The organism is Bifidobacterium sp. SO1 (assembly GCF_018555335.1).
In the GTDB taxonomy this organism is placed as follows: Bacteria; Actinomycetota; Actinomycetes; order Actinomycetales; family Bifidobacteriaceae; genus Bifidobacterium; species Bifidobacterium simiiventris.
In genome coordinates, this window is the sequence record NZ_JAFEJR010000001.1 from 123,817 (window position 1) to 137,178 (window position 13,362).

General features: G+C 63.8%; 11 protein-coding genes. 3 read left to right on the forward strand and 8 right to left on the reverse strand.

The genetic code is table 11. The features are described 5' to 3' along the window. Positions 1–145 precede the first annotated feature (145 nt). The 6 genes from JS541_RS00550 to JS541_RS00575 all read right to left on the reverse strand — a co-directional run bounded on the left by JS541_RS00550 (position 146) and on the right by JS541_RS00575 (position 8,019). Positions 146–2,182: a glycoside hydrolase family 20 zincin-like fold domain-containing protein gene (locus JS541_RS00550; protein WP_214372386.1), complete on the reverse strand. Its 2,037-nt coding sequence runs from the start codon at positions 2,180–2,182 to the stop codon at positions 146–148. Positions 2,183–2,314: 132 nt separating this feature from the next. Then, positions 2,315–3,187: a carbohydrate ABC transporter permease gene (locus tag JS541_RS00555; RefSeq protein ID WP_214314251.1), complete on the reverse strand. Its 873-nt coding sequence runs from the start codon at positions 3,185–3,187 to the stop codon at positions 2,315–2,317. Positions 3,188–3,189: 2 nt separating this feature from the next. Then, the gene (locus JS541_RS00560) at positions 3,190–4,125 is read right to left on the reverse strand and encodes a sugar ABC transporter permease (RefSeq protein WP_169240090.1); all 936 of its coding nucleotides are present in this window, start codon (positions 4,123–4,125) and stop codon (positions 3,190–3,192) included. A 10-nt stretch (positions 4,126–4,135) separates the two neighbouring features. Next, entirely contained in the window at positions 4,136–5,446 is a 1,311-nt protein-coding gene (locus tag JS541_RS00565; protein ID WP_205832454.1) for a sugar ABC transporter substrate-binding protein, read from the reverse strand. A gap of 396 nt (positions 5,447–5,842) precedes the next feature. Continuing rightward, complete coding sequence (locus JS541_RS00570) at positions 5,843–6,772, reverse strand: ROK family protein (RefSeq protein WP_214372387.1); 930 nt, start codon at positions 6,770–6,772, stop codon at positions 5,843–5,845. Between the two features lie 131 nt (positions 6,773–6,903). Beyond that, on the reverse strand, positions 6,904–8,019 hold the full coding sequence (locus JS541_RS00575; protein WP_094729296.1) for an ROK family protein: 1,116 nt from the start codon (positions 8,017–8,019) through the stop codon (positions 6,904–6,906). Between the two features lie 233 nt (positions 8,020–8,252). Here JS541_RS00575 and JS541_RS00580 point away from each other — a divergent pair, with 233 nt between their 5' ends. The 3 genes from JS541_RS00580 to JS541_RS00590 all read left to right on the forward strand — a co-directional run bounded on the left by JS541_RS00580 (position 8,253) and on the right by JS541_RS00590 (position 12,362). Further along, positions 8,253–9,578, forward strand: coding sequence for a sugar ABC transporter substrate-binding protein (locus JS541_RS00580; RefSeq protein WP_214372388.1), 1,326 nt, complete (start codon positions 8,253–8,255; stop codon positions 9,576–9,578). 517 nt (positions 9,579–10,095) lie between these two features. Continuing rightward, a complete protein-coding gene (locus tag JS541_RS00585; protein ID WP_214372389.1) occupies positions 10,096–10,713 on the forward strand; it encodes a DUF4192 family protein in 618 nt (205 codons plus the stop codon). A gap of 89 nt (positions 10,714–10,802) precedes the next feature. Beyond that, a complete protein-coding gene (locus tag JS541_RS00590) occupies positions 10,803–12,362 on the forward strand; it encodes a ParB/RepB/Spo0J family partition protein (RefSeq protein ID WP_214372390.1) in 1,560 nt (519 codons plus the stop codon). A gap of 117 nt (positions 12,363–12,479) precedes the next feature. Here JS541_RS00590 and JS541_RS00595 read toward each other — a convergent pair whose 3' ends face one another. Further along, positions 12,480–12,812 (reverse strand): hypothetical protein, encoded by a 333-nt coding sequence (locus tag JS541_RS00595; protein ID WP_125981157.1) that lies wholly within the window; start codon positions 12,810–12,812, stop codon positions 12,480–12,482. 28 nt (positions 12,813–12,840) lie between these two features. Further along, positions 12,841–13,347: a hypothetical protein gene (locus tag JS541_RS00600; protein WP_214372391.1), complete on the reverse strand. Its 507-nt coding sequence runs from the start codon at positions 13,345–13,347 to the stop codon at positions 12,841–12,843. Between the last annotated feature and the right edge of the window lie 15 nt (positions 13,348–13,362).

Below are 13,362 nucleotides of genomic sequence, written 5' to 3' on the forward strand. Positions count from 1 at the left end.
CGCTGGAAGCGTTCTGGTTCCGATTGATGGCATTGGTGGTCTTGAAACCATGTTTGGACAAGACCACCAATGAGTTGCTGGTACTGGTCGTTCCCGGAATCGGGTGGCTACGGCATGGGGACTCCTCTCACGGGGCAGATGCTGCTCATAGTACGCTCTGCACTCGGTTCGCCGAGCGCAGATGATCAGTAACCCGGAAAACAGTCTCTCGTAGCCTGTGCAGTTCGGAGTCGCGGCTGGTCATACCCCATTGCGCCGCATACGCCTCCATCCAGATCTCCAATGCTTCGGCAAGGTTCGCCGCGTCGTCATGCTGGATCGCCTCACCCGGTTGCACAGTGCCAATGACCCCGGTCTCGGACGCGAGTCGGAGGCCAACTCGGTTCAGAAGTCGCTGCCCCTCGATGGCTACGCGAAATGCAGCGGCATCCCCGTTGGTCCAAGGTCCTGAGGTCGCGGCGATTGCGGAGATTCGACGGGCACTGGTCTGTAGAAGGTGATCTGCGGTTTCGCCGAGCGTGACGTGATGTTTCAGATAGCGGATCAGCATCCGTCGGGATTCCGCAAGTGACGGTGCCCGGCTTCCGTCCTGAAGGGCGCGGACCACGTCGTCCGGTCGTTCGTCTTCCGGCAGCAGTCCTGGGATGGTTTGCAGGACCCCGGTGTTGACGCCGCCCCGTCCGTCATCAAGTTCCAGCCATGTGATCAGATGGTTCCATTCGAAGCTGGCCGCATGACTGGCATGGGTGAGGATATCAAGCAGTTCGCCGCTGGTGTCGCGGTATTCGAGTCGGGAGATGCGGCGGAGCATGTCGGTTTCGTCGGGGATGCGTCCGGGGTTCCATGATTCCTGTGCGCCGATGATCATGCCGGGGATGGCCATGCGCGGGTCGTTGACGTGGCCGAGGTCGCCCCAGTCGGTGACGAGCATGCCCTGCGCGCCGTATTGCGTGCCGTAGCGGGCCATGCGGGTGATGTTGCTCCAGGCGTCGTCGATGCGCGGCAGGAGCGCGTTCCAGCACCACACGGCCGGGCAGACAATCTGCGTGGCGCCGGATTCGGCGACGGTGCGGATCTTCCCGTCGTCGACCTGCGGGTCGTACTGCCAGTTGAGCAGGGTGACGGTTTCGGGGAGCCGTTCCAGGATTTCGGGGTGTTCGAGGGCGATGTCGCCCCACATCATCGGTTGCTTGCCTTGGATTTCGAGGTGGCGGCACAGGCGGGTGACGTAGTCGGCGTACATGGCGGCGACGCCGATCCTCCCGGCGAGGGGTTTGGAGCGGCCCTTGCCGAGGTCGAAGGTCTCGTCGGCGCAGATGTTGAACTTGTCGGAGCGGAACAGCTGCAGGTAGTCGTCGATGAGCTTCGTGGACAGGGCGAAGGCGCGGTCGTCGCTGATGTTCAATGTGTGGTGGCGCATGCGGTCGATGAATCCGAACGGCTCGTCGGCGCTCTCCGGGAATTCGCCGAGGTCGCGCAGGGACTGCGTGCGCAGGGCCATGTAGAGGTGGCCGAACGTGGAGACGGACGGTACGAGCTCGATGCCCCGCTCGGCGCAGTAGTCGTCGAATGCGAGGATGTCACGCGGGGTGAGCGGACTGGAGCCGCGCCAGGTCTCGCTCATCCCGTCGAAGCGGAAGGTGTGTTCGACGTAGAGCTGGAGCTGGTTGTATTTGTAGAGGCAGAGTTTGTCGGCCCAGGTCTTGAGCCAGTCGAGGGTGGGGACGCGCCCGCGGGTGACGTCGAGGTAGTAGCCGCGCGTTTCGAAGGCGGGCTGGTCCTCGATGTGTAGGCAGGGCAGGGCGGCGCCGCATTGGCGGATGAGCTGGCGCAGGGTCTGCACGCCGTTGCGCACGCCCTCGAAGTCCGCGCCCCTGACGGTCACGCCGTCCTTGGTGATGTCGAGCGTGTACGCGCCGGACGGACGCGCATGGAGATCGTCCAGTGTCGTCAATGTGATGAATCCAGGCCAACGGTCACCCGTGGCGATGTCCCATTCCAATCCCGTAACCGCACGGATGTCGTCGGCAAGTTGTGTTGCGAGTACCTGCCGTTCGTCTCCGAACGCACGTGGCTCGTTGACTCGGCCGCACATCGGCAGCAGTGAGACGCCCGCCTTGTGTTGTACGGTCTGCGGCTTGGGAATGATGGTCCATCCCTTCAGGGTTGCTTGATCGCTCATGGAAGTCCTTTCTCAGTGGTTCACCTTTGATTGCGCTATATTGCGTTTTGGGTTCCGAGATGACGCGCGGCGCCGGAACCACTCGCGGAAATGGTCCCGGCGCCGCACGCATTGTTCATCGCTCCGTTTGGGTTATTTGACGGCTCCGGTGGTGACGCCCTTCATGATGTTGCGTTGAATGATCATGAAGAAGATCACGACGGGCAGGGAGAAGATGACGGATGCGGCCATCTGCCCGCCGAAGTCGGTGCCCATGGTGGGCGTGGAGAACGAGGAGAGCCACACGGGCAGCGTGTACTTGGACTGGTCCTTCATGAACGTGTAGGCGGTCATGTAGTCGTTCCAGGCGTTGATGAACGCGAACACGGACGTGGACACGATGCCGGGCGCGGCCAGAGGGAAGGTGATCTTCCACAGGATCTGCCAGTCGTTGGCCCCCTCGACGGCCGCGGACTCGAAGATGTCCTTCGGGATGTTGAGGAAGAAGCCGCGCATGTTCCAGATCGCGAACGGCAGGACCATGGCTATGTACGCGAGGATCAGGCCGCTGTACTTGTTGAGCAGGCCGAACTGGTTGAAGATGATGAACTGCGGGATGATGCCGCCCGAGGTCATCTGGATGGCCAGCACGAACACCATGATCGCCTTGCGGCCGCGGAACCGGTAGAGGGTCAGGGCCGCGCACGCGAAGAACGCGAGGACGATCGACAGGACGATCGACACGGCGGTCACGATCACGCTGTTCTTCAGGTTCGTCAGGAACGAGGTCTGGGTGACGGCCACCATGAAGTTGTCGATCGACAGCTTCGCGGGCCAGAACACGGGAGTCACGGTCATGATCTGGTTGCGCGGCTTGATCGACGTGACGAACATCCAGTAGACCGGGAAGATCCACACGATGCAGAACGCGACGGCCAATACGATCGTGCCGACGCGGCGCAGCTCGGCCGATGCGCTGCGCTTGGCGCGCGGCGCGATGCCGTGGTTTGCGGTTGCCCTATTCATGGTCACAGGTCCTCCCCGGATTTGAGCAGGTATCGGATGTACACGCTCGTCAGGGCGAGCAGGATGAGCGTGACCAGCACGCTCGCGGCGGCGCCGGTGCCGATGTCGAACGACACGAACGCCTTCTTGTAGGTGAAGATGCCGATCGTCGCGGTCGTCTCGCGGGGTCCTCCCTGGGAGACGAGCCAGATCTGGTTGAACACGTTGAAGTCCCAGATCACCGACAGCATCGTGATGACCATCAGACTCGGCTTGATCAGCGGCACGGTGATCTGCCAGTAGCAGCGCAGCTTCGAACAGCCGTCCAATTGGGCCGCCTCAAGGCAGGACTTGTCCACCTGCGTGGTCGCCGCGTACAGGTTGATCGCGATGTACGGGACGGCCTGCCAGACGACCAGCAGCCAGATCTCCAGGAACGCGAGCCACGTGTTGTCGGTCCACGACAGGTTCGTCACGTCGCCGAACAGACGGGTCTGGGTCAGCAGCCAGTTGACCACGCCGTACCCCGGCTGGAACAGCCACTTCCACACCACCGACGAGGCGACGTTCGGCATGGCCCACGCGAAGATCAGCACGAACGTGACCAGCCAGCGCATCACCGGCCCCAATTTGGTCATCAGCTGGGCCACGCCCATGCCGATCAGCACGCTGCCGGCCACGAGGGCGGCCGCGAACCCGAACGTGCGGGCCAGCGACTTGTAGAACTCCGGGTCGGTCAGCACGTTCTCGTACTGGTCGAACCCGACGATGTTGAACGAGCCCGTGAACAGGGTCTTCTGGTTGAAGTCCGTGAACGACGTGAAGACCAGGAAGATCAACGGCACCACGACCAGCGCGACGATGATCACGCCGGCGGGCGTCAGCAGCCACAGGGGCGTCAGATTGCGACGCCGCTTCACCACGGGGACGGCGGCAGCCGTCGATTGCGCATTGCTCATCACGCTTCCCCTACTTCTTCGCGTACAGGGAGTCCGCATGCTCGTCGAACGACTTGGCCGCGGCCTTGGCCGTGGTCGCGCTGGTGGCGATGTCTCCGAAGCAGTTCAGGGAGCTGTCGTTCTCGATGGTCAGCCATTGCGGGGACGCCGGTGTGGCCTTGGTGTCCTTCGCCGATTCGAAGAAGCCGGTCAGGTAGGACGGGAAGTCCGCGGACTTCATGACCTCGTCGAGGCCTTCGACGTAGTTGGGCATCCATCCGTCCTTGGCGAACACGTAGTCCTTCTGGATCTCGGGGCTTGCGGCGATCTTGATCCACTTGAGCGCCAGCTCCTGGCGCTTGCTCTTTTGCGCGACGCCCCACACCGATCCGGCCATCATCGCCGGCTGGAGCTTGCCGCTGGCGCCGGGCATGGGGAACGATCCCAGATCGTCGGTCGTGAGGTCGGGGTTGTACTGCTGGATGGTGCGGATGCCGGCGCTGTTGTTCAGGATCGCACTGGTCTTGCCTTCGGCCAGCAGCTGGCTGAAGTCGGGGTTGCCGGTGTCCAGCGAGCGGGATGCCTCGGAGGACCACTTGTGCTGGAATTCCAGCCATTGGTCGATGCCCTTGAGTGACTTGTCGCTCGACAGGGTGCTCTTCCAGGTTCCGTCCGACTGCTGTTCGGCGAAGTCGCCGCCGGCATCCCAGATCCACCGTGCCGCCGACTTCCAGTCACGCCCCGGCATATAGAACGGGGAGAAGTCCTTGTCGGTGTTCGCGTCCCGGAGCTTCTGGAGATCGGTCTCAAGCTCCTCGTACGTGCTCGGAGGATTGTCGATTCCGGCCGCGGACCACATCTTCTTGTTGTAGATCACGGCGCCGGCGGCTCCCAGCGCGGGGATGCCGTACAGTCTGCCGTCGATGGTGGCGGGCTCCTCAAGGCCGGACAGCCAGGTGTGCCCCTGCCTCATGTCGTCGGCCTTGTCCGTCAGATCCAGAAGGCCGCCGCTCACGGCGAACCCTGCGACCTGCGTGTTGCCCAGATCGATCACGTCCGGCGGCGTGTCCGTGGACAGCGCGGTCGTCACCTTCGTGTTGATGTCGGCCCACACCTGGGTCTGCACATCGACCTTGACGCCCGTCTCCTTGGTGAACCGCTCGTTGATCGCTTTGATGGTGTCCTCGCTCTGGTCGCCCTGCATGATCCACACCGTCAGCTTGCCGCCTGCGGATGCATCCTGCTGTGAGCCGCCGGACGGGGCTCCCATCGAGCATCCCGACAGGGTGAGCGCCGACGCGGCCGCCAAGGCGATGGCCGCTGAAATCCTCTTCGTTCTCATGATGGTTTCCTTTTCCTGGAATGCCTGCCCGACGCCGTCGTTCGGAGGAATGGCGCGACGTGCCGCTGCGCACGACGGCCCCGGGTCCGTATCCGCCCGCGCTGCCATGCGCGGGCGATGCCGCTACGGACGCCGTTGCCGACGTCCGTAGCGATACCGAGGAACATGACGCCACACCACTTCTGGGCATCGCGCCGCAGCAAGACCGGATATTTTGTTAGCAAGCCTTGCGTAATTCCTGTAGTTGGTTTCAACCTCCTTGAGAGCCAAGGATATGACGCCTTAACCTTTTTTGCAAGTCAGTCGAACAAAATAATGGATGTGGTGCACCCCGTCTGTTGGAGATTGGGGAATCTGGTTTCGGCGCGCCGATGGTCCGTCGGCACCGGGGTCTGGTCAGCAGGCGATGAGGGACGCTCCGAGCGCGCCGATCGGAATCGACGCATCGGCGAGCCGCAGGCGTTCCGTCAGCCGCAGACCCGCGATGAATCCGCTGGAGGCCTCCCTGTTGCGCAGTTCCCCGCGCAGCGCATCAAGCAACGGGGACCCGGCGCGGGAAACACCTCCTCCGATGACGATGACCGAAGGATCCGCGGCCTGGGCGACGATCTGCACGACGTCGGCGAGGGCATGCAGCGCGATGCCGAGAACCCGTTCCGCTTCGCCATCGCCGCCGTCGGCCCTCGCGAGATTGTCGGGCAGCGGAGGATCCGCGACGGGCCACATGCGCCGCAGGCCCCCTCCCGAGCATGCGGTCTCCAGGCATCCGCGCTGACCGCATTGGCACGCCATGCGGTTGGGGTCCACCGGCAGGTGGCCGATCTCCCCGAGGGCGCCGGTGTCGCCGCGTTCGACGAGACCGGCGCGGACGAAGCCGGCCGCCAGCCCCGTCCCTAGGTTGACGAACGCCATCCTGCCGCGCCTGAGTCGGTCGGGTAGTGTTCCATAGGCTCCCAGCGCCGCGGCGTTCACATCGTTGTCCACCCACACGGGAAGGCCGAGCATGCCGGATGCGCGACCTCCCAGCTCCAGGTTCTCGATTCCGAGATTGACCACGTTCTCCACGCGCCCGGTGTCGCGGTGCACCAGCCCGGGGATGCCGATGCCCACCGATCTCACCTCATCGAACCGCATTCCGGCCACCTGCCGCACGATGGCGACCGCATCCTCCACGACCTCGTCACCGCCTTTCCGGGCTGCCTTGCGCGCGGATGCGAGAACCGTGCCGGCCGCATCGGTCAGCACCGCCTCGATCTTCGTTCCGCCGACATCCACGCCGACGCGCAGGTTCTCTGTTTCCGGCGTACCACTGGCATTCATCGTCATGACGATCTCCGTTCCCGAGGGCGGACTCCTGTTTCGTCCGCCCGCCATTATGTTCGGAATCCTTACATATTGGATTCGGGAAGCGATGATACACCACGCCACGCGCGCTTGGCGGCGGGACGCACGTGGCGTCAGGACGAGGCCGCCGCGGACAGCCCGCGCCTGCCCACGATCTCGCGCAGCACGGAGACCGCCTGCCCCCGCAGAGTGGCGTCGTCACCGAGCTCACACCGGCGCACCCGCATACTGCTCTGGTAGTCGTTCCGCGACAAGGAGTTGACGGTCTCGTCGCATGCATTGAGCAGCGTCTCGCCGACGATGTCGGGAGGTCCGTAGACGGCGATGTCATGAAGATTCAGCAGGCTCGCCGGCATGGCCAGAGCTCCGCCGAGCCTCGCGCCAGCTTCGGCCAGGATGTCCGCGCGCCGATTCGGGTCCTGGCGAATGCGGTCGCGCAACGCGATGGCGGAGACGTAGGTCTCCAGGCAGCCGCGCTTGCCGCAGGTGCATGCCGGACCATTCGGGTCGATCACAACATGGCCGATCTCACCGGCCGCATGGTCGTCGCCATCCACGAACTCGTCGTTCAGCAGCACCGACGCACCGATGCCCCGGGTGATCTGCACGAGCAGGCAGTTGGGATTGCCGTGCCCGAGGAAGCGGTCGGCGAGCAGTGCGGCGTTCGCGTCGTTGTCCACTCGGACCGGCAACGAGAACTCGCCTTCGAGCATGTCGCGAAGCTCCACGTCGTCCCAGCCGAGATTGGAACTGGATATCACCCTCCCCGCACCGGAGACCACGCCGGGGACTGCGACGCCGATGCCGACAAGCCCCGAACCGGCAAGCCGGATCATCTGACCGACGAGCGAAAGCACGTCGTCGAGATCGACCCGATCGCCATCATCAAGCACACGTTCGCGACGCTCCACGATTCTGGCCCGCAGATCCATCACGGCGCCGGTCATCACATACGGGCGCGACAGATCGATGCACACCAGACGAAGCACGTCCGTATCGATGGCCAGCAAGGTGCCCGGCTTGCCGCGGCCATCCCGTTTCCCCGACCCCAGTTCACGTAGCAGGCCGTCGTCGATCATCTCGCCGGTCACATCCGTGGCGGTGGCGCGCGAGAGCCCCGTCTCCTTGCATAGGTCGGCGCGCGACAGTTGCCGGTCGGGGAACAGCAGCCGGAACAACAGTCTACGGTTGTTGGCCCTTGCGTCGCTGGGATTGGATTTAGCGTACATGGGAGCCCTCCTCGGGTGAGACGATTGCGGAAATGCGGAATCACATTATCGGGACGGACATCCCGGCGTCATCCTCGAACGGCTTTCAGAATAACACCCATCAGGGGACTGACAATATGAAAACCCCGGCACTTTGACAAGTTTCCCATCTCTGTACATAATCATGTTCGACATCCAAACAAAATAGTTGCGACATACGGCCAAAGACGGTCAAGCACGGAAAGAAGACCAACATGAACAACACCACACGCGCAGCCATAGCCACGGCCGCCATCGGAGCCCTGCTCATCCCGCTCGCGGGATGCGGCAACACGACCACAAGCTCGGGCAAGACCGAACTGACGGTATGGTCATGGGACGCCAGCATCGATCGCGCCGCCAAAAACTTCATGAAGGCCAACCCCGACATCACGATGAAGGTGAGCAACGTCGGCAGCACCGAGGAGACCTACACCGCGCTCAACAACGCGGCCCAGGCCGGCAACGGCCTGCCCGACGTCACCCTGATCGAATACCTCGCCATCCCGCAGTTCGTGCACTCCGGCACGCTCATGGACCTGAGCAAGATCTACGACACCGTCAAGCTCAAGAAGACGTTCACCCCCGGCACATGGAACTCCGTGAACATCAACGGCGGCCTGTACGCAATGCCCGCCGACTCGGGCCCCATGGCCTACTTCTACGACAAGGACGTGTTCGACAAAGCCGGCATCAGCGAACCACCGACCACCTGGGACGAGTTCTACGAGGACGCGAAGAAGATCCGCGCCACCGGCTCCTACATCACCTCCGACTCCGGCGACGCGGGCCTGTTCAACGCGATGATGTGGGCCATGGGCGGCCACGCCTACAAACTCAACGACGAAAAACTGACCATCAATATCACCAAGGACAAAGGCGCCCAGCGGTTCATGAACCTCTGGCAGAAGATGCGCGACGAAGACCTCATCGACGTCCACACGAAGACCTGGACCGACGACTGGATGAAGTCACTGGGCGACGGCTCCATCGCCAGCCTCATCAGCGGCGCATGGATGGCCAACAACCTCCTGCAGGGCGTGCCCCAAGCCACCGGCAAATTCCGCGTAGCCCTCCTGCCCACCATCGACGGCACGCCCATCAACGGCGAATACGGCGGCAGCGGACTGGCCATCACCAAGAAGATCCCCGACGGCAAACTCGACGCCGCCAAAAAGTTCGTCGAATACGTCACCACCAACGACGAAGGCATCGACGCCCGCGTATCCAACGGCAGCTTCCCCGCCACCACCAAGACCCTCAACCAGAAGGACTTCCTCGCCAAGACCACGCTCAGAAACGCCGACGGCAGCGACAACGAGTTCTTCGGCGGCCAGAAATACAACGAGGTCTTCTCCCAGGCCGCCAAGGACGTCACCGGCAAATGGGAGTTCCTGCCCTTCGAACCCTATGCCCGCTCCATCTACAACGACAATATGGGATCATTCTTCTCCGGCAAGGAGACTTTCAAGGCTGCCGCTGACAAGTGGCAAAAGGCGCTGAAACTCTACGCCGAAGATCAAGGTTTCACCGTTCAATAATCATCTACGGCGAGCGTGGCGGTATCTTCCGCCGACACGAGTAAGCACTCTGCCCCATCTCCTTCCGGGCAGGGTGCTTTTTACGTTCCGAATGTCGTTCCATAGACAATCATGGCCGGGATTTGTGCCCGGCACCGAAACGGCGACCTTGCCGATTGCGGAGAGAATGCTCCAGGCGGGGCTGTTCGACATACTCTCCGCAATCGGCGCGGGAACGCGGCCCCGGGCCATGCGCTGCGCGCATGACCGTGTTGTCTGGCCGCTCGCATGCTCGCGGCGGTGGGCCGCGCGGAATCTGACGAGGGGTTTGCGGCCACCACCAGCATGCCATGCGCTCCGTCTGCGTTCCCTGCGCCGTGTCCCGCGCCGCTCCCGTGCCTGCGCTGCGACGGCGGACCAGCATGCCGTCTTCGCTACGGCCCGGATCGTCGCGGTCCACGCCTCCGGTCTCTCCGCCTGCGCGCATGGCAGGCGGGTGGTGTCCGAAATGGAAACCACACGGAAAGGACCGATGGACATGAACGACATGGTGGACACCCGCACGGCGGGAACCGGACTGGCGAAGCGCGTACGCGACGGGTTCCTTCAGGACCGGCGTGAACTTGGGCCGGCGGAAGCGGCCGACAAGTGGTTCGCGCCCCTGATGGACAGGTGGAACGGCCTGCTGTCGCGCGACGAGGGCGGCTTCTCCCATGAGGAGCGCGTCACGCTGGCGGTGCTGATGACCGAGTGCCTGAGCATGCGGGACGCGCTGATACTCGCATCTTTGCGCGAGATGGGTGGCGGCGAACTGCACATGCTGTACGCCCAGCCGCATTCGATGGAGTCGGCGGCCGTGGTCATGCGCGAACTGTCACGGGCGTTCAAGGACGCCGCCTACCAGCCGGACACGCGACGCGGGGAACGCGCGACGGCGTTGCTGGAATCGGTGACGGCCGACGCCCCGGACGGATACAAGGCACAGCCGATGGCGTCGTGCGCGTACCTGCTGTGGATGGCCGACCGTTCGACCGCCGCCGCGGTGCGCGCGCTCAAGGCCTTGGCCTTGGACGACGACTGCTCGCTGGCATCCCTCGTGCTCGCGGCCAGCGAACACGGCATCCGCCCCGCGTGGACGGAACGCCGCCACCACTGAGCGTCGGCCGTGGATTCATCTGGCTGGGGCTTCCGATTCCGGAAGCCCCAGCCAATCCCCAATCATCTGTTTTTTTCAAGGAGACAATCATGGAAACCGCAATCATCGAACGTCCCGTAGCGGCCGACGAAGGTATGGAGGAATCGAACATCGTCATGCTGGACGTGGGACTTATCGATCCGAACCCCGCGAACCCGCGCCGTGACGTGGGCGATGTGTCGGAACTCGCGGATTCGATACGAGCGCAGGGCATCCGGCAAAACCTGCTCGTCACTCCCAAGCCGCAGGGACGCTACCTGCTCGTCATCGGGCATCGCCGCCTCTCCGCCGCCAAACTCGCCGGATTGAGCCGGGTGCCCGCCGTGGTGGCCGATTTGTCGGAACGGGAGCAACGCGAGCTCATGCTCGTGGAGAACAGCCAGCGCGCCGACCTGACCGTCATCGAGGAGGCCGACGGCTATCAGGGGCTTCTCGATTTGGGCGTGGGCGTGGACGAGGCGGCGCAACGCACCGGCCGTTCCACGTCATTGGTGCGCCGGCGCCTGAAGATAGCCGCCATCGGCGAGAACGCGCGAAGCAAGGCCGGAACAGTCCAGCTGAGCATCGACGACTGGGAGACCATCGCCGACTTCGACCGGCATCCAGACCTTCAGGAACGGCTCGCCGAGGCGGCAGGCGGCAAGAACTGGAACATGGCCGTCAAGCACGCCCGGCAGGAGCGAACATGGCGCGAATGGCTCGACACGGCGCGAGCCGAGCTGAAACGCATGGGCATCGACGCGGCCGACGAACAGCCGAACACGGACAACTGGTATGACTCGCCAAAGGGATTGCGTCGCACCACGATGCTGACCACGGGCGACATCGCCAAGGCCATCGACTCATGGCGCGACTCCCATGACGGAGCCACGCCCGTCGTGGGGGTGCGGGCCGAAGGCGCGTCATGGGCGCGCGGCATCGCCCTGTACGAAACCGTGGACGAGGAAACCGAGACCGCGGCCCGCGAGGCGCGTGAGGCGCGTTGGCGCGAGGAACGGGAACGCAAGGAACGCGAGACAGCACCGGCCAAAGAGTTCGCGCGGGCAAGCCGTGATTTGCGCATCGCGTTCGTGACGCATCTCATGGAACTGAAATCCCAGCCGAAGGGCATCGGCAAAGCCGTCGCCATGCTGTCCGCAAGATTCGCGCTCGATACGCTCACCGAGGGATTCGACCAATGGAACAGTCATGCCGAGGAAATCTGGGAGCAAATCACCGGCATCGGCACGGCGGGCGACGACGCCGATGATGCAAAGCCGGAGGACGAGGCCGAAGACCCGTTACGCGAGTCCGTCACCGCGATGATTGCCGGCGACCCGCAACGGGCCGCGTTCGGACTGCTCTACGCCTTGGCCGAAGAGCGCGTCAGTTGGGAAACGTGGCGTGACGCGGCGACCATCGCGGAACACGCCGCACCGTTGTACGAGGCGTTGGAAACACTCGGCTACCGCACCTCGGACACGGAAGCCGAAGCCCTCAACGGCTCCCTCGTACCAATCGATGACGACGGTAATGGCGGGGATACCGGCATAGGGCAGGACAGCGAACCGGACGACGATGGGACGTCGCAAGCCGACGACGCATCCGGCGAGCCGGAAGACGCCGAATAAGCGACGGACGGGGGCGGAACCGGAATACGGGTTCCGCCCCCGTCCGGGCGCGAATGGCGAAACGTGACGGCGCATGCGCGCCCGCGCCTTCCGGAGCCAAGCGGCGGCGGATGACGTTCAGCCGTGGCGGGAGGAACGTCGTCGGAGCCGCGCATCGCACCAATCCATGAGCATGCTCGCAAGCACGGCCGTGAGAAATGCGGCGACGATCAACGCGAACGAGCCGTCCAATGCCGGAGCGTCCGAGCCGGCGAGGAAATGCATGAGCAGGAACGCCAGCATAAGCAATCCCGACAGCATGGCGAACGCCGTGAACACGGAGTTCGCGAGGAACACCACGAGCCGCAACGGGTGTGCGAGCAGGGCAAGGCACGAGGCCACGCCACGCATCAGCATGCGTATCACGCCCGTCGCCAGCGACAGGCCAAGCATCACCAGCAGCATCGGCATCGCCGTCACCTCCCGTATGTAGCCAATGTCATCCAGCGTAGCCGCCAGGACGCGGGAAACCGAATCGCAATCCCTCCGGGTCCAATCCAATCGAACCGGATTCTCCGGCGTCACCGGCATCGGCCGCATTCGCCGTTGCGGCGTTGTCTTCCGTCAGGGCAATCTCCGGCGTATCGACGGCGGATGCCGGTCGGCCGTCGGATTCGAGGGACGAATCCTCGTCATCATGGATTTCGCCGTGACTATCGGCGGGATTGGTCTGCCCGTAGTCGGGCGTGACGGCATGGAACGCCATGCCCGTCTCCCTTGGCTCCATCCTGAGCGTGCGCACGAGCTGGGCGCGAGGCATGTGATGGTCGTCGCAGAACGATTGGGCGGCGTCACGGAATCGTTCCGCGGCCCAGCGCATATCGTCCAGCAGGATACCCAGACGCGACAGTTCGCCGCGTTTGCGCCGAAGCGCCTCCAACTCGGCATCCAATGCGTTGTCGGCGATGGCGCGCATCGCCCGGTTGCGTTCCCTCGGCTTCGCCATGATGGTCTCCTAACG

Coding starts and splice junctions, on each gene's coding strand:
- JS541_RS00550 (WP_214372386.1), bottom strand. CDS start 2,182: ATGAGCGATCAAGCAACCCTGAAGGGATGGACCATCATTCCCAAGCCG.
- JS541_RS00555 (WP_214314251.1), bottom strand. CDS start 3,187: ATGAATAGGGCAACCGCAAACCACGGCATCGCGCCGCGCGCCAAGCGC.
- JS541_RS00560 (WP_169240090.1), bottom strand. CDS start 4,125: ATGAGCAATGCGCAATCGACGGCTGCCGCCGTCCCCGTGGTGAAGCGG.
- JS541_RS00565 (WP_205832454.1), bottom strand. CDS start 5,446: ATGAGAACGAAGAGGATTTCAGCGGCCATCGCCTTGGCGGCCGCGTCG.
- JS541_RS00570 (WP_214372387.1), bottom strand. CDS start 6,772: ATGACGATGAATGCCAGTGGTACGCCGGAAACAGAGAACCTGCGCGTC.
- JS541_RS00575 (WP_094729296.1), bottom strand. CDS start 8,019: ATGTACGCTAAATCCAATCCCAGCGACGCAAGGGCCAACAACCGTAGA.
- JS541_RS00580 (WP_214372388.1), top strand. CDS start 8,253: ATGAACAACACCACACGCGCAGCCATAGCCACGGCCGCCATCGGAGCC.
- JS541_RS00585 (WP_214372389.1), top strand. CDS start 10,096: ATGAACGACATGGTGGACACCCGCACGGCGGGAACCGGACTGGCGAAG.
- JS541_RS00590 (WP_214372390.1), top strand. CDS start 10,803: ATGGAAACCGCAATCATCGAACGTCCCGTAGCGGCCGACGAAGGTATG.
- JS541_RS00595 (WP_125981157.1), bottom strand. CDS start 12,812: ATGCCGATGCTGCTGGTGATGCTTGGCCTGTCGCTGGCGACGGGCGTG.
- JS541_RS00600 (WP_214372391.1), bottom strand. CDS start 13,347: ATGGCGAAGCCGAGGGAACGCAACCGGGCGATGCGCGCCATCGCCGAC.